The organism is Dysosmobacter segnis (assembly GCF_014297285.1).
GTDB classification, from domain to species: Bacteria; Bacillota; Clostridia; order Oscillospirales; family Oscillospiraceae; genus Oscillibacter; species Oscillibacter segnis.
In genome coordinates this window covers 113868-134739 of sequence record NZ_JACOQI010000001.1, presented here as the reverse complement: position 1 = coordinate 134739, position 20872 = coordinate 113868, and the positions used below count along the sequence as shown (strand labels likewise).

General features: G+C 60.6%; 18 protein-coding genes. 4 read left to right on the top strand and 14 right to left on the bottom strand.

The window, feature by feature from the left end; translation table 11 throughout:
* Positions 1 to 70: 70 nt before the first annotated feature.
* The 4 genes from H8Z83_RS00745 to dusB form a co-directional block, all read right to left on the bottom strand.
* Positions 71 to 580 (bottom strand): QueT transporter family protein, encoded by a 510-nt coding sequence (locus H8Z83_RS00745; protein WP_187013281.1) that lies wholly within the window; start codon positions 578 to 580, stop codon positions 71 to 73.
* 180 nt (positions 581 to 760) lie between these two features.
* Entirely contained in the window at positions 761 to 1540 is a 780-nt protein-coding gene (locus tag H8Z83_RS00740; RefSeq protein ID WP_187013280.1) for an anti-sigma factor family protein, read from the bottom strand.
* Between the two features lies 1 nt (position 1541).
* Complete coding sequence (locus H8Z83_RS00735; protein ID WP_187013279.1) at positions 1542 to 2138, bottom strand: RNA polymerase sigma factor; 597 nt, start codon at positions 2136 to 2138, stop codon at positions 1542 to 1544.
* 8 nt (positions 2139 to 2146) lie between these two features.
* Positions 2147 to 3121, bottom strand: a complete 975-nt coding sequence (gene dusB, locus H8Z83_RS00730; protein ID WP_187013278.1) for a tRNA dihydrouridine synthase DusB — start codon at positions 3119 to 3121, stop codon at positions 2147 to 2149.
* Positions 3122 to 3293: 172 nt separating this feature from the next.
* Between dusB and H8Z83_RS00725 the strand changes: the two genes are divergently transcribed.
* Both H8Z83_RS00725 and H8Z83_RS00720 read left to right on the top strand, forming a co-directional pair.
* Positions 3294 to 5312, top strand: a complete 2019-nt coding sequence (locus tag H8Z83_RS00725) for a SpoIIE family protein phosphatase (protein WP_187013277.1) — start codon at positions 3294 to 3296, stop codon at positions 5310 to 5312.
* A 90-nt stretch (positions 5313 to 5402) separates the two neighbouring features.
* Positions 5403 to 5675: a hypothetical protein gene (locus H8Z83_RS00720; RefSeq protein ID WP_187013276.1), complete on the top strand. Its 273-nt coding sequence runs from the start codon at positions 5403 to 5405 to the stop codon at positions 5673 to 5675.
* 49 nt (positions 5676 to 5724) lie between these two features.
* Here H8Z83_RS00720 and H8Z83_RS00715 read toward each other — a convergent pair whose 3' ends face one another.
* The 3 genes from H8Z83_RS00715 to H8Z83_RS00705 form a co-directional block, all read right to left on the bottom strand.
* Positions 5725 to 8031 (bottom strand): polysaccharide pyruvyl transferase family protein, encoded by a 2307-nt coding sequence (locus tag H8Z83_RS00715; RefSeq protein ID WP_187013275.1) that lies wholly within the window; start codon positions 8029 to 8031, stop codon positions 5725 to 5727.
* A 31-nt stretch (positions 8032 to 8062) separates the two neighbouring features.
* Entirely contained in the window at positions 8063 to 8563 is a 501-nt protein-coding gene (locus H8Z83_RS00710) for a deoxycytidylate deaminase (protein ID WP_187013274.1), read from the bottom strand.
* 116 nt (positions 8564 to 8679) lie between these two features.
* Positions 8680 to 9234, bottom strand: coding sequence for a biotin transporter BioY (locus H8Z83_RS00705; RefSeq protein WP_187013273.1), 555 nt, complete (start codon positions 9232 to 9234; stop codon positions 8680 to 8682).
* A gap of 129 nt (positions 9235 to 9363) precedes the next feature.
* Here H8Z83_RS00705 and H8Z83_RS00700 point away from each other — a divergent pair, with 129 nt between their 5' ends.
* On the top strand, positions 9364 to 10356 hold the full coding sequence (locus H8Z83_RS00700) for a biotin--[acetyl-CoA-carboxylase] ligase (RefSeq protein ID WP_187013272.1): 993 nt from the start codon (positions 9364 to 9366) through the stop codon (positions 10354 to 10356).
* A 111-nt stretch (positions 10357 to 10467) separates the two neighbouring features.
* Here H8Z83_RS00700 and H8Z83_RS00695 read toward each other — a convergent pair whose 3' ends face one another.
* From H8Z83_RS00695 to typA, 3 genes are all read right to left on the bottom strand, one after another.
* Positions 10468 to 11484 (bottom strand): stalk domain-containing protein, encoded by a 1017-nt coding sequence (locus H8Z83_RS00695; protein WP_187013271.1) that lies wholly within the window; start codon positions 11482 to 11484, stop codon positions 10468 to 10470.
* 143 nt (positions 11485 to 11627) lie between these two features.
* Positions 11628 to 12251, bottom strand: coding sequence for a peptidylprolyl isomerase (locus tag H8Z83_RS00690; RefSeq protein WP_187013270.1), 624 nt, complete (start codon positions 12249 to 12251; stop codon positions 11628 to 11630).
* A gap of 60 nt (positions 12252 to 12311) precedes the next feature.
* Positions 12312 to 14135: a translational GTPase TypA gene (typA, locus tag H8Z83_RS00685; RefSeq protein WP_187013269.1), complete on the bottom strand. Its 1824-nt coding sequence runs from the start codon at positions 14133 to 14135 to the stop codon at positions 12312 to 12314.
* 399 nt (positions 14136 to 14534) lie between these two features.
* Between typA and H8Z83_RS00680 the strand changes: the two genes are divergently transcribed.
* Positions 14535 to 15704, top strand: coding sequence for a phosphoglycerate dehydrogenase (locus H8Z83_RS00680; protein ID WP_187013268.1), 1170 nt, complete (start codon positions 14535 to 14537; stop codon positions 15702 to 15704).
* 51 nt (positions 15705 to 15755) lie between these two features.
* Here the strand turns inward: H8Z83_RS00680 and H8Z83_RS00675 are convergent, their stop codons facing one another.
* From H8Z83_RS00675 to H8Z83_RS00660, 4 genes are read right to left on the bottom strand one after another with little or no spacing between them, the layout of a single operon-like run.
* Positions 15756 to 16484, bottom strand: coding sequence for a type 1 glutamine amidotransferase (locus H8Z83_RS00675; RefSeq protein WP_187013267.1), 729 nt, complete (start codon positions 16482 to 16484; stop codon positions 15756 to 15758).
* 3 nt (positions 16485 to 16487) lie between these two features.
* On the bottom strand, positions 16488 to 17816 hold the full coding sequence (locus tag H8Z83_RS00670) for a MurT ligase domain-containing protein (RefSeq protein ID WP_187013266.1): 1329 nt from the start codon (positions 17814 to 17816) through the stop codon (positions 16488 to 16490).
* 13 nt (positions 17817 to 17829) lie between these two features.
* The gene (gene mnmG, locus H8Z83_RS00665; RefSeq protein ID WP_187013265.1) at positions 17830 to 19701 is read right to left on the bottom strand and encodes a tRNA uridine-5-carboxymethylaminomethyl(34) synthesis enzyme MnmG; all 1872 of its coding nucleotides are present in this window, start codon (positions 19699 to 19701) and stop codon (positions 17830 to 17832) included.
* Positions 19702 to 19707: 6 nt separating this feature from the next.
* Positions 19708 to 20586 carry a metallophosphoesterase gene (locus tag H8Z83_RS00660; protein WP_187013264.1) on the bottom strand — a complete coding sequence of 293 codons (879 nt, stop codon included), beginning with the start codon at positions 20584 to 20586 and terminating at the stop codon, positions 19708 to 19710.
* Positions 20587 to 20872: the final 286 nt, after the last annotated feature.

Here is a 20872-nt window from a genome sequence, read left to right as displayed (position 1 = left end):
ATTTCAGCAGCACATACGAAAAAATCCGCTTTGACATCATGTCAAAGCGGATTCTTTTTGTATACAGGCTTTACCGGACTGCCAGCCGTCCCCGCAGGGCAGGGATCCGGGGCATGACCTCCAGCAGAAGCAATCCCAGTACACAGCAGGCGATGGCCTCGCCGATGCCCACCGTCAGGGCATTGTAGGCGAACAGGGCGGGGAACTGGGCGGAGAAGCCGCCCTCATACCACGCGATCATTGCGCCGATGATGACAGCGTTGCAGATTACCGGCGGCAGGGTCGCCAAAAATTTGTTGGGCATCTTCGCCGTCCACAGCGCTGCCAGCAGCGTGGCCATGGAGCCAAAAATGATATCCAGCGGGCCGACGGTGCTCATCAAATTTGTCACCAGACACCCCACAAACAGGCCGGGGACCGCCTCCGGCAGGAAAAAGGGCAGCACCGTCAGTGCTTCAGAAAAGCGGCACTGGATGGGGCCATAGGTCAGGCCGAAAATTGAGGACAGCAGGGACATCACCGTGTAAAGTGCGGCGATGATGGCAGCAGTAGCGATCTGCCGGGTAGACCATTTGGACATAAAAAAACCTCCATTTTTTTGTTTAGAGAACGGCGGGCCTATGTTGGCTTGCCGAACGAACGCCCGGTCAAAGGCGCTTGGACAGGGAGATGGCACCTGTCGAAAAGGCAGTATAGCATAATTCAAACAAAAAAGCAATGCCAAAAGGCATTGCTTTTTCTGCATTTCCGTTTACGCGGTTTATTCGTCGAGCATTTCCAGCCAGATCTGGTCTCTGTCGGTGTCCTCTGTTTCCAGTGTCACACCCCGGTCGGCCAGCTTCGCCGCCAAGTCCTCAAACTCCTGCCGGGTCAGCAGATACCGGCACACACCCGGCTTTACCTCGGTGGGTTCCCGGTCATCCAGCAGCTCGCCCAGATCCGATTTGCTGACCGTCACCGTGGGGAGGTCATCCTGAGCGGAGGAACCGTCGGTCATAGCTGCCGCGCTGTCATTCTCCATAGTGGTCTGATCCGGCGGCAGAGCGCAGGCATAATACACATCTGTCTTTTTGCTTTCTGTGTTCGTATCGGCAAAGCTGTCCGAGTCGTTGTCCCCGCCGGCGGCGGTCAGGCACCGTTCCTCGGGAGCACTTTCCGCTGCGGCGGCCTCCATCGGGGCCGTATCACAGGCAGCGGAGGTATTGCTGCTGCCGCTGATGCTGCCCAACGTGCCGTGCTGCATCAGTACGATCATCGCCAGACACGCGGCAGCCGCCGCCAGCTTGCCCCAGGGCTGCCGCTTCTTAGGCCGGGACTGAGGCGTTTCCGCCACAGCCTTCATCACCGTTTCCGCAAAATCTGCCGGCAGCTCCGCATCGTCCTCCGTGGGGAAGGACGCCCGGATCGCCAGCGCGTCATCCACATAGGCCCGGCACTCCGGGCACTCGTCCAGATGGGACTGGACGAAAATCATTTCTTCACTGGTCAGCTCGCCGTCCACAAAGGCGTCCAGCAGGGCGGTGTTTTCATGGATATTCATTTCACAGCCCCCTTTCTGTTTTGTTAGACGCAGCGGACGATAAAAAGTTCCCCTGTTTCAGCAAAAATTCCCGTAATTGCCGCCGTCCCCTGTTGATTCGGGATTTTACCGTCCCCAGATCCAGCGATAAAACGTCGGCGATCTCATCGTAGCTTAGCTGCTGGATCTCCCGCAGGATCAGCACCTCCCGGTGCTCCGGGGACAGCGTTTGCAGTCCCGCCTCGATCTGCCGGCGCAGCTCCTGCTGCTCCACAGCCTTCTCCGGCGTGGGAGCGGGATCCGGAACCTCGGCGCTGACGGTCTCATCGTCCAGGGACGGTCCCTGATGGCGGTTTTCCTTCCGCAGAAGATCCACGCAGGCGTTGGAGGTCAGCCGGTAAAGCCATGTGGCAAAGGCGGAATCTCCCCGGAAAAAGGGCAGGCCCTGCCACGCGGCGAGGAATGCCTCCTGCGCCGCCTCCTCTGCCAGCTCTGGCGTGGGACACATCCGCACCGCAAGGGCGAACACCCGCTTCTGGTACTGCTGCACCAGCTCTCCGAAGGCCGCCTGATCGCCGTTCCGGGCCGCTTGTATCAAGTTGTGTTCCTGATCGTTCATGGCCCCTCCTAATCCCGCAGATCCCGTTGGATGCCTTTCGTAATGCGGTCCACATCCTCCAGGGTATTCATCTGTACGATCTGTTCCTTATAGTAATTGGCATGGGGGATCCCCTTGAGATACCAGCAATACTGCTTCCGGGCCTCCAGCACCGCCACCCGCTCGCCCTTGTAGCTTGCGGCCATGCGGATCTGCCGCACAGCGGTCTCGCACCGCTCTGCCAGCGGCGGCAGCGGGGGCACCGGCTGTCCCTCCAGCACGGCTTTGGCCTGCTGAAAGATCCAGGGATTTCCGAAGCAGCCCCGGCCGATCATGGCCATGTCCGCCCCGGTGTGGAGCAGAATACGCTCCGCGTCCTCCGGCTTCCAGATGTCGCCGTTGGCGATGACGGGGATGGACACAGCCTCCTTCACCGCCCGGATGCAGTTCCAGTCGGCGGTGCCGCCGTAGACCTGCGCCCGGGTGCGGCCATGGACCGCTACGGCGGCCGCTCCCGCCTGCTCCAGAGTCTGAGCAAACTCCACACAGTTGCAGTGACCCAGATCCCAGCCCCGGCGGAACTTGGCCGTGACCGGCACGCCGGGCAGGGCCTTCACCACCGCCTCCACGATGCGTCCCGCCAGCTCCGGGTCCTTCATCAGCGCCGCGCCGTCACCGTTGTTGACGATCTTACCCATGGGACAGCCCATGTTGATATCTAAAATATCCGCCCCGGTGTGTTCCATGGCGATCTGGGCGGCCTCCGCCATACAGACGGGGTCGCTGCCGAAGATCTGCACAGCTGCGGGATGTTCTCCGGGAAACTGGGTCAGCAGGGAAAAGGTCTTTTTGTCATGGTAGCACAGAGCCTTGGAGGAGATCAACTCCGTAATAGTGTAGCCCGCTCCCAGCTCGGAACAGATCTGCCGGAAAGCGGCATCCGTCACCCCTGCCATAGGAGCCAGCGCTAATTTTGAGGAGATCTCCACAGTTCCGATGCGCATGACGCACACCCCTTTCCACAGCACATTGATTTTAATAGTTTAGCGGAATTTCGGCAAAAATGCAAGGATAACAGAAATTGCGTCCCCCGATCCTGTTTGCGACGCTTTTCTTCCCGGACAGGCTGTAAACTGGGACTATATCATCAGCTTTACACAAAAGGAGGAATCCTTCATGGAGTATGGTTCTATGAGCATCCAGCGGCTTCAGTCCGGCCGGTGGCTGAACTGGGGCATCCGCTTTTTCCTGACGGCGGCCCTCACCGCCAGCCAGACCGCCGGCGGCTATGCCCCCTTTGCCTTGGGCTGCATAGCGGCAGCCGGACCGGGGGCAGACGGGGCAGCGGCGCTGCTGGGCGGCGTGACGGGGGCGCTGCTGTTTCTGGACTTTCAGCAAGTCCTGGCTTTGGCCGCCGTAGGCATTTTGATTCTGACTGCCGCCACGGCGTTCCGGGACACTGCCTTTCTGCAAAAGCCCTGGGTGCTGCCGGTGCTGGCGGCCGGGATGGTACTGGCGGTGGGCGGTATTTATGTGCTGCAATCCTTAGACCCGCTGAGCCACGCCGCCCCCTGTGCCGCAGCATCGGCCCTGACAGGCGTTTCCGCCCACTTCTTCACCCGGCTGTTCCAGCCGGAGGAGGACCGGCTGGCCCCGGAGGGGCTGCTGTTTTTAGGGGCGGCCCTGACGCTGGCTTTAGGAGACCTGACCATCTTGAACGTCTCCGTGGGCCGGGTCCTGCTGTGCGCCCTGCTGGCCTACACTGCCTATGATCAAGGTCCCATGACCGGCGTGACGGCGGGGCTGGGACTGGGACTCATCACGGATCTCTCTGCCGGAACCAGCGGGCTGTTCACCGCCGCCTACGGCGTGGCGGGACTGTGCGCCGCGAAATGCAGACGGCGAAGCATGGCTGCGCTTGCCTTCTTTTCCGGAGCAGCAGCGGCCATGCTGACCTCCCGGGAGGAGTTGGCCCAGACGCTTCTTCTGGAAACGGTGGCCGGTTCCCTGCTGTTTTTAGCCCTGCCCCGGCGGATCTTCGGCGGAAAGCGGCTTCTGCGGGAAGCGGCCCCGAACACCGCCCAGCGCACGGCCCTGAAAACCCATCTCAACCGGGCGGCGGAGGCGCTCCGGGAGCTATATGACAGCATGAGCCGCACCCCGCCGCCTCAGGAGGAAAACCCCGCCGTCATCTTTGACCGGGCGGCGGAAAAGGTATGCCGGGGGTGCGCCCTGTGCGAGCTGTGCTGGCAAAAGGATTACACCGCCACCTTCAACGCCCTCAATGACGCTACTCCCTACCTCCTCGAGCGCGGAAAGGCCAAGGCCAAGGACTTCCCCGTTCACTTCGCCGACCGCTGCATCCATCTGTCAGAATTGCTGCAGGCCATCAATGGGGAGTTGTCGGCCTTTCTGCTGCGGAAGCAGTACCGCCGCCAACTGGAAGAAACGCGCCGCAGCGCCAAGGGGCAATACGCCCAGATGTCGGACCTGCTGACGGCGGCGGCCGCCGGTCTCAGCGGGGCGGCCCCCGCCTTTGGAGAGATCCCTGCCTGCGTTATCGGCGCGGCTTTGCGGCCCAAGGAGGGGGAAATGGTCTGCGGCGACACCATGGAGGCCTTCCGCACGGACAGCGGTCTCTGGTGCCTGCTGCTGGCGGACGGTATGGGCAGCGGGGACGCCGCCCGGCGGGAGTCCTCCCTCACCTGCCGGCTGCTGCGGCAGTTTTTGGAGGCGGATATCCAGCCGGAGGCTGCCCTCACCACCCTGAATTCCGCTATGGCCCTCCGGGGTGCGGAGACCGGCAGCTTTACCACGGTGGATCTGTGCGTTTTGAAAGGCTCGGAGGCCACCTTCTACAAGTTCGGCGCTGCCCCCAGCTATCTGAAAAAGAACGGCGCCGTCCGCCGGATCACCGGCAGCAGCCTGCCGGTGGGACTGCGGGGCACTCCTGCCGCACCGGATATAACCACCGTGACGCTGGAGCCCGGCAGCTTCGCCGTGATGATCAGCGACGGCGTGGCAGACCCCAGCCGTGACGAATGGCTCCAAGACCTGCTGGCGGGCTGGGGTGGGGACGATCCTCAGACGCTGGCCAATCTGATCCTCTCTGAAAGTATCCGCCGGGAACGGCTGCAGGATGACTGCGCCGTGCAGGTGCTCTACCGCTTGCCGGAGTCGGAGCAGCCGGTATGAGGAAAATTTTCAAAAAGCCGCTGTTGGTTGGTATAGACTTCCCTCCCTTGCGGGAAAATGGAAACAGATCAACTGAGGAGGACAGCACGCATGGTAAAAGGCATTTCCCGGCGGGTCGTGGTGGTAGACGCGCCGGAGCATCGTTTTTTTGAACAGGCCATCTTCATCGTCCGCAATGACGCTGCAGGAGAGGGGATCACCTCCCGGGAGCTGGTGGAGGAAGCCCGGCGGGTGGCCCATAATTATGCGTCCAGCGGGACCAGCCGTTTTTCCAGCCGATGGCGGACTTTGAACCCCATCGTATACACCCTGATCGGCGCCGGGACCATCGGCCTTGCTTGGCTCATCGTGGCGCTGGCCTGAAAAAAGCACGTTCTCTTTTTGAAAGAGAACGTGCTTTTTTGTGTGAAAATCATCTGTGCAGCTTGGCCTTCAGCTTCGCCTTGGCCTCCGGGGACAGCAGCTTTCCCGCCGCCCGCACCGGCAGACTGGGAAGCCGGAAAAACTGTCTGCGGACCTCCTCAAAAGACTCTACCGCATAGCTGGCAAAGAATGATGCCCGGTCCGCCGCCGGGCCGATGGGCCGCGCCAGCCGGGGATTTCCCGCCACGGCCCGCTCCACCGGGAAGGGCTGGCAGTTCAGCTTGAGCTGGTCGAAGAGGTAGCTGCCGTGGGGTGTGTTCACCAGCAGCAGGCTGACGCCTGCGTGCTGCTGCTCCGGAAACTCATCCGGCCGCAGGCCCCACAGATCCCCCAACGTAAAATCGCCGGGACGGTTCAGATTTGTATATTGGCAACCGTGGCAGCTCTGGCGCAGAAACAGCGCCCGGCCAAAGGCCCGGCCAAAGCCTGTGGCAAACAAGGGTGCGGAATCCGCAGTGCCATCGTCATATACAGCGGTAAAGTGGCTGTTCTTCCATCCCTCCACCTTATTGCGGAAGCGGACATTTGCCAGCCGCCGCCGTTTATTTCCTTCGATAAACCGGGCCTCGTCCTCCCACACACCGGGGGATGGTACGCCGTGGCACACCAGATCGCAGGTGGTGAGATTTTCCGGGCGGCACCCTAAAAAGCGGTACAGCCCATCCACCTGACAGGGTGTACCGGAAAACAGCACCGGGCGGGTCTTCAACGCCTCCCGGATCTCCCGGAACACGCCGTCCAGATTGCTCTGGACATACTTGGCTCCCCGCAGCCGCCACAGGTCCTCTTTCCGGAAGCAGGGGATGTGCCGCAGATGCTGATGGCCGTCCATGGCAGCGCCGTATACCACGCCGCCGCCCTCCAGCACATATTCCGCAATGGCAGTGAACGCGCCGCCGGAGGTAGAGTCCTTCCGGACGGCGTCATCCCGGTTCCAGGCGGCGAAGGCAGCGGGCAGATGAGCCGCCGGACCGCGCTCCTGCAAAACTGGGCACAGCCGGGTACAGCGTCCGCAATGGACGCATTTTTCCAGATCCACTTCCGGGAAATCAAAGCCAGTTTTGTCCCGGACCATCGTAATGGCGTCATGGGGACAGCCTGCGGCGCAGGCGGTACAGCCGGTGCAGCGGCTCCGCTCTGCCAGCTTCGGGGCAAAACTCCGGGGAGAAAGCGGCGCTTCCGGCGCATAGGGCCGGTCTTCCAGCGCTGCCTGCAAATAATTCAGAGAATCCTTCCGGGCGGCAGTCAAAGCCGCTTCGGCAGCTTCCCAGTCAACGGGGTCCAGCAGCTCCGCCGTATCCCCCTTACCGATGACCCGGTTGGCAAGACCCAACCGGCTCAGGATGCTCACCGTCCGGGACCGTTCCGGGGCGGACAGCTCCGCCGGGGAGACCGTGGTGAAAAAGGGCCGGTGGAACTGGACGGAGAACACCGTGCCATGGAAGGAATTGGTGACAACATAGGCGGCATTCTGGAACAGGCCCAAAAATTCCGCCGGACCGGCATCCATGATCTGCTTCGCCTTGGGATGGACCTTCTGACGGATGCCGCAAAGCTGCACCACCGGCAGTCCCGTCTCCTGATGGAGCCGTTCCAGATAGGGTATCAGCGCACCGGGGCGGCTGATGCAGTAGCAGAGAATGTAGCCGCCCTTGGGATAATTGGCCGGGTGATCGGCCATGGCGGCCCACTGGTCCGCCGTCAGCAACAGGGTGGGGTCCAGCACCACCGGGGCGTCCTTCCCGGCGATATCCCGGATGATGGCGCTCCCCTGAGTCTCCCTTGCGGAGAGGTGGGAAAAACCGTCCAGATAGCCCTTCAGCTCCGCCTGCATCCCCTCCGGGATGGTGGGAACACCGAAGGATGGTGCGTAGGCAATGCGGCGCTTCTGAGAAAACGTACCGAAAAACACCGGGTCGAACCGGCCGTCCGGGAAGATCTTGGGGTTCCAGATCTGGTCGCTGCCGGAGAGGATCAGGTCATAGGGCAGCGGCCCCTCGGCCAGCTCGTCAAAGCGCCCATAGCGGCGATCTGAGATCCGCAGATGGTCCCGGCTGAACTTCTCAAACCGCCGGTAACGCTCCGACAGCGCCTGATAGTGCAGGGCCGTGTGAGCGTCATGGGCGGCGGAACCCAAGCCGGTGGGCCGCTTGAACAGGGCGTTGTCCTGATTGACGAAGTAGTCAATGATCTCGCAGTCCCAGCCAAAGCGCTCCACAGCCCGCTCTGTGGCCGCCGCCTGAAGTAAAGCGCCGTAATGGTGGATATGATAGAAGGTAACAAGTCCCGCCTTCAACGAAACGACTTCCTTTCCGCAGATCTCCTGCTCATTTCAGGTCCATGACCACATTTTCCGGGGTCAGCAGATCATCCTCTGCGATCCACGCCTCCACGGGGACCACCTCGAATTCCGTTTCCGTCCGGCGGATCACCACCCGGTCCAGACCCGCATTGATGATCATGCGGCGGCACATAAGGCAGGAGGTGGCATCATTCAGCAGCTCCCCGGTGGCAGCGTTGCGGCCCACCAGATAAATGGTGCCTCCCGCCATGTCCCGCCGGGAGGCAGAGATGATGGCGTTGGCCTCGGCGTGGACGCTGCGGCACAGCTCGTACCGCTCGCCGCGGGGTACCTTCATGGCTTCCCGGGAGCAATAGCCCATATCCACGCAGTTGGCCCGGCCCCGGGGGGCGCCGTTGTAGCCCGTAGAAATGATCTCGTCATTTTTCACGATGATGGCGCCATAGATCCGCCGCAGGCAGGTAGCCCGCTCCAAGACGGTCTCGGCAATATCCAGATAATAGTTTTCCTTGCTAATGCGATTCATAGACAGCCCTCCCGCCGAATTCTCAAAATTTGATAAAATATTTTATCATACCCGGCTTCGGATAGCAAGAGGGCAGCCGGTCATTCTGCCGTTCTCGCAGGCGGATGACCTCGTTTTTACAGGTTAGGCACCGCCTTTGCCAGGGTCCGGCGGAGAACCGGCGCCAGCGCCGTCACCACAACGATCTTCAGCGTGTCGCCGGGAACATACACCAGCATGGCCGCCAGCAGCGCAGGAAAGGTCTTGGCAGACTGCATATAAACGTGCAGGATGAGATACATATAGGGGACGCCCACGGCGTAGAGGATCAGATCTCCCACCAGAACCGTCGCCAGAACGGTCAGATACCCGGTGCGACGAGCAGTCAGCGCGCCGATCACGGCGGCGGCGGGGATCAGCCCCAGCAAAAAGCCGAAGCTGGGCTGGAGCACATAGCCGATGCCGCCGCCTTGCGTAAAGACCGGCAGGCCCAGCAGTCCGATGCCCACATAGAGCAGTTGAGAAACAGCTCCCCACTTCCACCCCAGCAGGAGACCGGCCAATGCGGTAAACAGAAATTGCAGCGTAATGGGTACGGTGCCTGTGGGGATCTGCAAAAACGCGCCGATGGCGGTCAGGGCGGCAAACAGGGCGGCGAGGACCATATTGCGGGTCATATCATGATGATTCATAATGAAAAACTCCTTTTCGGTTTGATGCGCCTAAAGTGTAGCAGACGCGGTCCCGATTGTCAACCATTTGTGAAAATCAGGTTGACAATCCGGCATGGACGCCGTATAGTACCGTTGGAGGGATGTACCATGACGAAGCAAATCGTTTTAAAACTCCTGCGGGAGCATACAGAGGAATTTCTGTCCGGCGAGGCTATCAGCCGACAGGCCGGTGTCAGCCGGGCGGCGGTGTGGAAGGCTGTGGAGCAGTTAAGGCAAGAGGGCTACGGTATTGAATCCGTCCCCAACCGGGGCTACCGCCTGACCCGCGTGACAGCGCGGCTCCGGCCAGAGGAGCTGTCGGAGCAGTTCCGGGATCGTCGGATCGGCCGGGAACTGCTGTACTTTGACACCATCGACTCCACTAACAACGAATTGAAGCGGCGGGCAGTCAGCGGCACCGTAGATGGAACGGTGATTCTGGCAGACCAGCAGACCGGCGGCCGGGGACGCCGGGGACGGAGCTTTGTGTCCCCCGCCGGGAAGGGGCTGTATTTATCGGCGGCCCTCCGCCCCCAGTGCCCACTCTCTGAGATCAGCACCCTGACAGCCTGGACCGCCGTGGCACTTTGCGACGCGGTGGAAGCCGCCTGCGGCGTCCGCCCCGGCATCAAGTGGCCCAATGATCTGGTGCTGAACCGGAAAAAGCTCTGCGGCATCCTGACGGAGCTGGAATGGGAGGTGGAAAGCGGTGAATTCTCCTGCGTCATCATCGGCGCGGGGATCAACGTCAGTCAGGATGAAGCCGATTTCGGCCCGGAGGTAGCCCCCATCGCCATTTCTCTGGCGCAGGCCCTCGGAACGGCCCCGGACCGAACAGAGCTGGCCGCCCAGGTGCTCCGGGCGCTGAATGCGTTATATGATGACTTCCCTGCCCAAAACGCCGCCTATCTGGAGTGCTTTCGCCGGGACTGCCTGACGGTGGGCAATCCGATAAAGGTCATCTCCGGTGCAGGAGAGCGCATCGGCACCGCCACAGGTATTTCCGATGACTTTGGTCTGACCGTCCGCTGGGAGGACGGCTCCACGGAGACTCTGACCTCCGGAGAGGTCTCCGTCCGGGGACTGTATGACTATGTGTGACCCCGTTAAAGCGGATTTTTTCCCATATTCAGCCCGTCCAGACAGTAAAAGCCCCCTGCTGAGAAAATCTCAGCAGGGGGCTTTTCCATATCATGTTTGTAATAATCGCCGTCAGCCGCCGTAGAACATCCCCAGCAGATGGGCCAAGTCCCCGGCCTCCAGATAGGTGATGCCATTGGCGATCAGGCAGGGGCCGGAAAGACTCTGCCGGTCAGCCGTGGCGGGACCGTGGGCCAGATCTGTGTCCGGGCAGATCTGGAAAACGATCTCGCCGCCGTCCTTCACCGTCACGCCAAACTCCTTATCCCAGGAAACGTCATACCCGGCGGCTTCCGCCACCGCCCGGATGGGCACATACAGCCGTTCATCCCCGTAGGGCCGACGCAGGGCTGAGGGCTCCGCCGCCACGACGCTGTTGACATACAGCCGCCCGTAGCCGTCCAGAGAAACGCTTCCCTTGTACTCGTAAGGAAATACAATGATCTTGCTGGCCTGCCCCTTGTCATCGGCCCACACCAGAACCCGGGTGCCGGGCAGCAGATCCTGATACGTCACCCGGTTGCGGGTAAGATAGGGTTTCACCTGCGCGTCCTGCCACACCTGATACACCGTCCCGTCGGACAGGGTGACGGACATACCGCTCCGGTTGGGAATTCCCAAACCCGTAAGGCCGTCAGACCGGACGATCACATCGTACTGAGGAACCTTGTAGTCCGCCGGGACATTCACCAGAAGAAGCTCCGGTGTGACCTGCGGGGGCAGGCTCATGGCCACGGCAGTCTGCGCCCCCAGCCACGCATAGACGGTGCTGCCGTCCTTGATGGACTTTGCATCTACCGGCTCGCCGCTGACGGCGTCCAGGATCATAACGCCCTCCGTCCACAGGATATAGTCCTCCGTTGGTTCTCCGGTGGACGTGCTCATCAGCAAGCCGCCGTCCTTCTGATGGGCAACGGTTCCCGAGATCACGGTATATTGAGGGTTCGGGACGTAGGCCCCCGCGCCGGTGGCGTTACCAGCCGCCTGAGCCAGCAGCGGGAGCTTCCGCTGGGTCCCGGCTGCCAGAGCGGGGACGCACAGCATAGCGGCGCACAGGGCCGCTGCGATCAGCTTCACAGAAAATTTCATAGATGATCTTCCTTTCTTTCGTCAGGGTCGGAGCCTCCGGAAGAATGCTCCGTTTGCCTGAATAGACGGAGGGCAGCCGGAAAAAGTTCCCACCTTCCGCAAAAATCTCGCTGAAAATTTCAGCGGGACCTTTATCGATCAACTCAGTCTATGACCCGGATGGCGGTGATGACCGGCTGCTGGTCCGCAGGGATGGTGCCGTTGCCGTCCGTAGGCTGGGCGGCCTCGCACACATCGTCCACCACGTCCATGCCGTCGGTCACATAGCCGAAGCAGGCGTACTGGCCGTCAAGGAAAGTGCTGTCTGCGTGGCAGATGAAGAACTGAGAGCTGGCGCTGTCGGGGTTCTGGCTCCGGGCCATGGAAATGGCGCCCCGGGTGTGGGACAGCGTATTTTCCACGCCGTTGGCGGAGAACTCGCCCTTGATGGTGTTCTCAGACCCGCCGGTACCGTTGCCGTTGGGGTCGCCGCCCTGCATCATAAAACCGGAGATGATGCGGTGGAAGGTAAGGCCGTCATAAAAACCAGCGTTGGCCAGGTCCATGAAGTTCTGCACCGTGATAGGGGCGGCGTCGCCGTCCAGCTCCACGGTGATGGTGCCGTAGTCCTGAATGTCGATCTCCGCGTGGTGGGTGCCCACGCCCGCCGTCTCAGCCGCAGGCTTGTCGGCCTTGCTGTCGGTGATGGTGTCCGTATCGGTCTTGCCGCAGGCGGTAAGGCTCAGAAGCAGAACGGCCGCCACGCATACAGTCAGTAACTTCTTCATTGAATTCTCCTTTTCAAAACGCAGCCCGCCGAAGGTCATCCGGCGGGCTGTAAGGTGTGTTTACTTCTTGCCCTTCAGGGACTTCATGCGCTGCTCGTGGTTCAAAATGGCCTTGCGCATCCGCAGGCTCTTGGGGGTGACCTCCAGCAGCTCGTCATCTGCCAGGAACTCCAGGCACTGCTCCAGGCTCATCTGGCGGGGAGGCACCAGACGCAGGGCGTCATCAGAGCCGGAAGCACGGGTGTTGGTCAGCTGCTTCTTACGGCAAGCGTTCACCACGATGTCCTCGCCCCGGTTGGCCACGCCGATGATCATGCCCTCGTACACGGGGACACCCGCGCCGATAAACAGGGTGCCGCGCTCCTGCGCGTTGAACAGACCGTAGGTGATGGAGTCGCCGGTCTCGGTGGAGATCAGGCTGCCCATGCCGCGGCGGGAAATATCGCCCTTGTAAGGCGCATAGGAATCAAATACGGAAGCCATGATGCCCTCGCCCTTGGTGTCGGTGAGGAAGTCATTCCGGTAGCCGAAGAGACCGCGGGCGGGGATCAGGAACTCCACCTTCATGCGGTCGCCCACGGGAGTCATCTCCACCAGATCGCCCTTGCGTTGGCCCAGCTTCTCGATGACGCTGCCCACGCAGTCGCCGGGCACGTCCACCACCAGACGCTCAATGGGCTCGCACTTCTTGCCATCGATCTCTTTGTACAGCACACGGGGGGGAGAGACCTGGAACTCATAGCCTTCCCGGCGCATGGTCTCAATGAGGATAGACAGGGACATTTCGCCGCGGCCCGCCACGTTGAAGGCGCTGTCCCGGTCGGTATCGGAGACCTTCAGGGAAACGTCCTTCAGGGTCTCACGGTACAGCCGATCCCGGAGCTGGCGGGAGGTGACGAACTTACCCTCACGGCCGGCATAGGGGGAATCGTTGACGGAGAAGGTCATCTCCAGCGTGGGAGCGCTGATCTTCACGAAGGGCAGCGGCTCCACGGCGCCGGGGGCGCAGACGGTATCGCCGATGGTGATGTCGGGAATACCGCTCATGGCAATGATGTTGCCGGCGGTGGACTCCGTCACCTGCTTCCGGGCCAGACCCTCAAACTCATAGATGGAAACGGCCTTGGCCTTCTTGGGGGCGGCGTCGGGATCGTGATAGTTGCACACCACGATTTCCTGGTTCTGCTTCAGGGTACCCCGCTCAATGCGGCCCACGGCGATACGGCCCACGAACTCATTGTAGTCGATGGAGCTGACCAGCATCTGGAAGGGCTGGTCCACATCCGCCTCGGGAGCGGGGATATACTCCAGAATAGTCTCAAACAGCGGGGTGAGGTCGGTGCCCACCACGTCGGGAGAGTAGGAAGCGGTACCCTGACGGCCGGAGCAGAACAGCATGGGGGAATCCAGCTGCTCGGGGGTGGCGTTCAGGTCCATCAGCAGCTCCAGCACCTCATCGATGACCTCGTGGATGCGCTGATCGGGGCGGTCGATCTTGTTGACCACCACGATGACCCGATGGCCCAGCTCCAGAGCCTTGGAGAGCACAAAACGGGTCTGGGGCATGGGGCCTTCAGCGGCGTCTACCAGCAGGATAACGCCGTTGACCATCTTCAAAATACGCTCCACCTCGCCGCCGAAGTCGGCGTGGCCCGGGGTGTCCACCACGTTGATCTTCACGTCCTTATAGCGGACGGCGGTGTTCTTGGCCAGAATCGTAATGCCGCGCTCACGCTCCAAGTCGCCGGAGTCCATGACACGGTCCACGACCTCCTGATTTTCCCGGTAAGCGCCGCCCTGCTTCAGCATCTCGTCCACCAGGGTGGTCTTGCCGTGGTCAACGTGGGCGATGATGGCTACGTTTCTCAAATGTTCGTTCTGCATATCTGGAACATCCCTTCTTGTTTTTTACCATCAATTGACAACAGTCGGCAGACAGCCCTCCGAATCAGAGAAGAACGTCTGTCGATTCTTGTCAACTGATGGCCTTACAGATTTCACATACAGTCACATATTATAATGCACAGTTTCCCTAATTTCAATGGGAAATTTCACATTTTCCGCCAAAAACGTGAGGTTTTTCTTGTATCTGTGCGTCATAGAAGGACTGACGCTTTTTTGAACAAAGAATTCCACAAAAAGCAAAACTTTTTTTCGTTTTCGGACATTGATTCCGAAAGAAAGGACCGTATAATGAAATTTACCTCGACGGAAGCGACGCCAGCGCCGCACGTTCCGCCGGGAGTATTGCGGCTCACTGGAGCCGCCAAGGAGGATATCCCCATGTATCGTATTCAAACCATGAACAAAATTTCCCCCGTAGGTCTGAACCGGTTCCCCTCCGAGCTGTACGAGGTCGGGGATGCGGTACAGGACCCTCAGGGAATTTTAGTCCGCTCCGCCAAGCTGCTGGACTTGGAATTCAACCCCAGTCTGCTGGCCATTGCCCGTGCGGGCGTAGGGGTCAACAACATTCCTCTGGACCGCTGCGCAGCGGCGGGTATCCCGGTGTTTTCCACCCCCGGCGCCAACGCCAACGCCGTGAAGGAACTGGTGATCTGCGCCATGCTGATGGGCTCCCGGGATATTCCCGGTGCCATCCGCTGGGTCCGGGAACAGGCAGCCTCCGGGGTGGATGTCTCCACCGTGGTGGAAAAGGGCAAGTCTGCCTTCATCGGCCCGGAGCTTTATAAAAAGACTTTGGGCATTATCGGTCTGGGAGCCATCGGCTCCATCGTGGCCAACACCGCCATCTCTCTGGGCATGGATGTGTACGGCTACGATCCGTTTTTGTCCGTGGATACCGCTTTGCGGTTGGACCGCCACGTTCATGTGGTAAAGGATATCAACGATCTTTATAAGCGGTCGGATTACATCACCATGCACATCCACTATACAGAAAAGACCGCCCACATGATCGACGCTGACGCCATCGCCGCCATGAAGCGGGGCGTGCGGGTCATCAATCTGGCCCGGGGCGAGATCGTAGACGATGAAGCCATGCTGACGGCGCTGGACACCGGTATGGTGGCCGCCTACATCACCGACTTCCCCAACAACCGTCTCCTGACGGCTCCCCACGTCATCGCCATGCCCCATCTGGGGGCCTCCACCCCGGAAAGCGAGCAGAATTGCGCCGCCATGGCAGTAGATACACTGCGGGACTATCTGGAAAGCGGCAACATCCGCTCCAGCGTGAATCTACCGGAGATGACCATGGACCGCAGCGGTGTCCAGCGGCTGTGCGTCCTGCACAAGAACGTCCCCGGCATGCTGGCAAACATCACCAGTCTGTTTGGCCGGGACGGCGTCAACGTGGAAAATCTGAGCAACAAGTCCCGTGGGGATTACGCCTATACCATGGTGGACCTTGGCAGCAAGGTGGGTGACAACGTGATCGAGGATGTGCGCCGCACAGCCAACGTGATCCGGGTCCGGTCCTTGGAATGGTAAATTGAACGGTCAAGATACAAAAAAGCACGGCTTCCGCCGTGCTTTTTTCTTTTATTTCGTGCAGCGGGCCTTCAACTGCTCCGCTGTGATGGCCCAGCCCTCGGCCATGTATTGATCCACCGGGATCTCCGGGCAGGTCTCTCCCCGGTGACGGTAAATGGCCTGGACCATGACCTTCAGCAGCGCCGGGTTCTTTACCAGAATGGGGCCGGTGAGCTGACTGGCGAATACGCTGCCCTTGTGATATCCCTCCGGGCCGCAGGGTCCCTCGTTGCCGTGGCCCATGTCCATGGAAGCCAGCAGCGGCGTCTCCACGCCGGTAATGACCGAACAGCGGTTGACGAAGCCCACCACTGCGTCCTCATAGAGGTCCGTGTGGCCGTAAACGTCCTCCACGAACCGCTTTTTGTTCTGGACGGCAGTGAAGTCCGCCAGTCCCAGTCCTTCGTACACCTTTCCGGCGTCATCGGTGATGGTCTTGCCCAGCAGCTCCATGGAGTTCCCGGCGAACAGCATGGTCACGCCTGCGTCCGCCGCCGCTTTTACAGCATCTCCCAGCTTGGAAAAATACAGGAGAGCCGCCTTCTGCGCCCGCTCTGTACCTGCGCCCATGTAAACAAAGTCCGCATGGGTCAGATCGGCGTCTCCGCCAAGCTCCACCCGCTCCACAGTGACGGTATTGCCCATTTCCTCCAACGTCCGCTTCAGAATGGACACGTTGGCATAGCTGCCATACAAGCTCATGAGATCCGGATAGAAATGCAGAATCTTCAATTCCATGGCTCAGCCCTCCTTTTTCACATCCGGCAAATTCAGCAGCTTGTCCCGGTCAGAGAAGCAGGTGACTACATACAACGCCTCGCTGCCGCTGTCCCGGATCGCTGCTGCCGCGTCCGGAATGCCGGGAATGACTTCCCAGTTCTGAACGCCGGTGAACCGGAACCGTTCCGCCAGATCGTTCCGGTACATACCGGAGAGGATGACCCGCTTCACATGGGGGACATTCAGCTGGTCAAAGTCGATGTCCCACAGCCAGCTTGTCTCGCTGGTGAAATACTTCCGGGACACAGCGTCCACGATGATGAGCACCGTGCAATCCTCGTTGGTGGAAGCGATATAGCGGAGGTTCGTGTCATAGGCGATGGAATTTTCGTGCTTGCTGGTCAGCAGGATGCCGTGGTGCTGACCAAGGGTGAAGGTCTGCATCCGTCCGTTTTTCAGAATGTAGCTGCTGAGGGTGTCCGCAATGGCGGCTCCCTCCACGCCGCATTCCCGGCAGGCGGCATAGGCCGCCAGAATGTTATACACATTGTAAATGCTGCGGAAGGCCAATGCCACGGTGAACTGCCCGTCCAGGATCAGTTTGCCGTTTTGCAGGTCCAGCTCCGTGGCGGCGTAGTCCGGGTCGGGCCGGGCGTGGCCGCAGCTGGTACAGCGGTACGCGCCGATGTGGTTGTAGTGGACGTACTCATATTCCATGGGCGCGTGGCACACTGGGCAGTAGGCCCCGTCATGATAGACCCCGGTGGAGGTCTCCGTATCCGTGGCGCAATGGTTCAGGCCAAACCACTTCACCTTTTCGTGGCCGATGGCAAAACAGCTGGACAGGGGATCGTCGCCGTTCAAAATCAGCTCCGTATCGGGGTGGATGGCGGGGAGAATGGCATCAAACACGCTTTCCGGATGGCCGTTCCGGGTCAGCTGGTCCCGGTACAGGTTGGTGATGACGAACTCCGTGGGGTGGAAATACTTGAAGCTGTGGGCGGCATACCGCTCGTCGCTTTCCAGCAGCAGTACGTCTGCGTTGACCTTCCCCCCCAGGGTGGCGTGGGTCAGGATCAATGTGGTGACGCCCTCTACCTGATTGGAGCCTTCGGCGTTGTAAATGACATTCTTCCCCTGCCCCCGCAGCACCGTGGCGATCATCTCCACCGTGGAGGTCTTGCCGTTGGAGCCGGTGACGGCGATGATGTGGGGCGGCAGCTGTACCCGTCTCAAAATGTCCGGGCAGATCTTCAGGGCGAACTTGCCGGGCATAGAGCTGCCCTTGCCCACCAGCTTGCCTACAAATCGGCCCAGCTTGCAGACCACGATTGCTAAAAACTTTCGCATGAATATCCTTCTTTCAGCGTTTATTTTCCAGCCAGATCATCAGCGCCGTCAAATCGGCGGGGCTGACGCCGGAGATTCGGGACGCCTGTCCCAGATCCATCGGCCGCACGGCGGAGAGCTTCTCTCTCGCCTCCAGCCGCAGACCCTGAATCGCGTTGTAATCCAGGTCCGGGGGTAGCTTGTGACCCTCCACCCGCTTGAACTCCGCCACCTGCTGCAACTGGCGCTTGATGTAGCCCTCATATTTCACAGAGATCTCAATTTCCTCGGCAATGTCCGCCGTCAGCGCCGGACGGTTGGGGTCAAAGGGCACCAGCTCATCATAGTGGAGCTGAGGCCGCTTCAGCAGCGCCAACAGAGAACAGCCATCCGGGGCATCGGCAGTGCCGTGCTCCGTCAGAAAGGCCGTCAGTGCCGGGGAGGGAGCCACGCCGGTGTGCTCCAGCCGGTTGATCTCCCGCTGGATGGCATCGTACTTTTCCTCCACCGCCCGGAGCCGCTCCTTCGGCACGAGACCGATCTCATAGCCTCGCCGGGTCAGCCGCTGATCGGCGTTGTCCTGCCGCAGCACCAGCCGGTACTCGCTGCGGGAGGTCATGATGCGGTAGGGCTCGTTGGTGCCCTTCGTCACCAGATCGTCGATGAGGGTGCCGATGTAGCTCTCCGCCCGGGAGAGGATAAAGGGGCTTTCCCCTTTCAGCTTTCTCGCGGCGTTGACACCGGCCACAAAGCCCTGAACGGCGGCTTCTTCATACCCAGAGGAGCCGTTGAACTGCCCCGCGCCGTACAGGCCGGACACCTGCTTTGTTTCCAGCGTGGGCAGCAGGGCCAGCGGGTCGATGCAGTCATATTCGATGGCGTAGGCCGGGCGGGTCATGACCGCGCGGCGCAGGCCGGGTACGCTATGGAGCATTTTGATCTGCACCTCCTCCGGCAAGGAGGAGGAAAAGCCCTGAATATACAGCTCCTCCGTGTTCAGACCCATGGGCTCCACGAACAGCTGGTGGCGGAGCTTGTCCGGGAACCGGACGATCTTTGTTTCAAAGCTGGGGCAATACCGAGGCCCGATGCCCTCGATCAAACCGGAGTACATGGGTGCCCGGTCCAGATTCTCCTGTACGATGCGCTTGGTCTCCTCGGTGGTCCAGGTGAGCCAGCATACCGCCTGGTTATAGGGCGGGTTCTCCGTGGAATAGGAGAAGGGCACCGGAATCTCGTCCCCCGGCTGGACCTCCATCTCGTCAAAGTCCACCGTCCGGGCGTTGACCCGGGGGGGCGTACCGGTCTTGAACCGCCGCAGGGGCAGGTCCAGCTTCAGCAGAGAGTCCGTCAGCGGACCGGCGGCGTGCATCCCGTCAGGGCCGGAATCCTCCACACAGGTGCCGATGATGGTGCGGCCCTTGAGATAGGTGCCGGTGGCCAGAACGGCGGCCTTCACATCGTACACCGCGCCGGTGGCAAGGACCACCTGGCTGACGGCACCGCGGTCCGTCCTAACCTCCACCACCTGGCCCTGACGCACTGTCAGGTGGGCCTGGCGTTCCAGGGTGCGCTTCATCCGCTCCTGGTACTTCCGGCGGTCCGCCTGGGCCCGGAGGGACCAGACGGCAGGGCCTTTCCGGAGGTTCAGCAGCCGGTACTGGATGCAGCATTCGTCGGCGGCTTTGGCCATTTCGCCCCCCAGGGCGTCCAGCTCCCGGACCAGGTGGCCCTTGCCGGTGCCGCCGATGGCGGGGTTGCAGGGCATGTTGCCCACGGCGTCCAGGTTGATGGTAAAGACGATGGTCTCCAGCCCCAGGCGGGCGGCGGCCAGGGCCGCCTCGATGCCGGCGTGTCCGGCGCCGATGACGGCAATATCAAATTGTCCGGCAGAAAAGGTTTCCATACATTTCTATCCTTTTTTCAGGGTGATGACCGCCACCTGCGGCCGGTTGAACAGACGGAAGGCCCACTTGGGAGAGTTGCCCAACCCTCGGGATACAAACACCTCCGCCCCCTCGCAGTCCACATCGTTGCAGTGATAAAAACCGCTGGTGAAGGACGGCAGCAGGTTCAGGTTGGTATCTACCAGCCCGTCGGTGAAGGGCAGACGCCAGATGCCGCCGTGGGCATGGCCGCAGAAGGTCAGGTCCGCTCCCAGACGGCAGTACCGGCCGTTGAAAAGCGTGTTGCGGTGGGCCAGCAGCAGCCAGAAGGGGGCCTCCTGCTGGGCATACAGCTTCGCCGCCAGCTCCTCCGGAGTAGTCTGGTCTGCGTAGCCGTTGGGATCGTCGATCCCGGCGATGAAGATCGTCTGCCCGTTTCGCTCCAGAGGAACGAACTGGTTGGAGAGCACCGTAACGCCGGACTCCCGCAGGGCTGTTTTCAGTTCCTCCACGGCGGCGTTGCCGTGCGCCCATTCGTGGTTGCCGGTCACATAGTAGGTGGGGGCAATGGCGCTGAGGGCCTTCCCTACCGCCTTTGCATACGGTATCGGGGCCTCGGCGTACTCGTCCACCAGATCGCCGGTAAGGAAGATCAGGTCCGGTACTGCCTGTTTCACGGCCGCATACAGCCGCTGATTGTTCTTTCCGAATTCCCGGTTGTGCAAGTCGCTGAGCTGCACGATCCGCAGCCCGTCAAATTCCGCCGGCAGTGCAGTGGAGGTATAGGTCAGGGAATCAGTCCGCAGCGCCGTATTGTCCCAATATACAAACAGGACCAACAGGGCCAGCAGCCCCCACCGCATGACTGCGTGGAGCTGGGAACGGGGACAGCGGCGATTTGCCATGAACGGACCTCCTCAAAAATGTAAAGCATTGGAATTACGGCCATATATTATAGCACAGCCGGACACAATAAGCGAGGAAAACTTTAAAAAGCTGCCGGATTTTCAGGATTTCTCAAGGAGCACGACGGCAGAAATTGAGAAGTGTGTGCAAAATCGGAAAAAAATTACAAAAAAGCTGTGAAAAAGGGCAGTTGAAAAGGAAAAAACGTTTGCTTATAATATGCTTGACTGCATCTGCTCATAAACAGATGACACTAACGATGCCGGAGTAGAATGCGACTGCTGC

Bases quoted from the DNA above. Each gene is read 5' to 3' on its own strand.
- dusB (WP_187013278.1), bottom strand. From the start codon at position 3,121: ATGCGCATCGGAACTGTGGAGATCTCCTCAAAATTAGCGCTGGCTCCT.
- H8Z83_RS00740 (WP_187013280.1), bottom strand. From the start codon at position 1,540: ATGAATATCCATGAAAACACCGCCCTGCTGGACGCCTTTGTGGACGGC.
- H8Z83_RS00660 (WP_187013264.1), bottom strand. From the start codon at position 20,586: ATGGCAAATCGCCGCTGTCCCCGTTCCCAGCTCCACGCAGTCATGCGG.
- H8Z83_RS00680 (WP_187013268.1), top strand. From the start codon at position 14,535: ATGTATCGTATTCAAACCATGAACAAAATTTCCCCCGTAGGTCTGAAC.
- H8Z83_RS00695 (WP_187013271.1), bottom strand. From the start codon at position 11,484: ATGAAATTTTCTGTGAAGCTGATCGCAGCGGCCCTGTGCGCCGCTATG.
- H8Z83_RS00710 (WP_187013274.1), bottom strand. From the start codon at position 8,563: ATGAATCGCATTAGCAAGGAAAACTATTATCTGGATATTGCCGAGACC.
- typA (WP_187013269.1), bottom strand. From the start codon at position 14,135: ATGCAGAACGAACATTTGAGAAACGTAGCCATCATCGCCCACGTTGAC.
- H8Z83_RS00690 (WP_187013270.1), bottom strand. From the start codon at position 12,251: ATGAAGAAGTTACTGACTGTATGCGTGGCGGCCGTTCTGCTTCTGAGC.
- H8Z83_RS00720 (WP_187013276.1), top strand. From the start codon at position 5,403: ATGGTAAAAGGCATTTCCCGGCGGGTCGTGGTGGTAGACGCGCCGGAG.
- H8Z83_RS00670 (WP_187013266.1), bottom strand. From the start codon at position 17,816: ATGCGAAAGTTTTTAGCAATCGTGGTCTGCAAGCTGGGCCGATTTGTA.
- H8Z83_RS00675 (WP_187013267.1), bottom strand. From the start codon at position 16,484: ATGGAATTGAAGATTCTGCATTTCTATCCGGATCTCATGAGCTTGTAT.
- H8Z83_RS00705 (WP_187013273.1), bottom strand. From the start codon at position 9,234: ATGAATCATCATGATATGACCCGCAATATGGTCCTCGCCGCCCTGTTT.
- H8Z83_RS00725 (WP_187013277.1), top strand. From the start codon at position 3,294: ATGGAGTATGGTTCTATGAGCATCCAGCGGCTTCAGTCCGGCCGGTGG.
- mnmG (WP_187013265.1), bottom strand. From the start codon at position 19,701: ATGGAAACCTTTTCTGCCGGACAATTTGATATTGCCGTCATCGGCGCC.
- H8Z83_RS00700 (WP_187013272.1), top strand. From the start codon at position 9,364: ATGACGAAGCAAATCGTTTTAAAACTCCTGCGGGAGCATACAGAGGAA.
- H8Z83_RS00735 (WP_187013279.1), bottom strand. From the start codon at position 2,138: ATGAACGATCAGGAACACAACTTGATACAAGCGGCCCGGAACGGCGAT.
- H8Z83_RS00745 (WP_187013281.1), bottom strand. From the start codon at position 580: ATGTCCAAATGGTCTACCCGGCAGATCGCTACTGCTGCCATCATCGCC.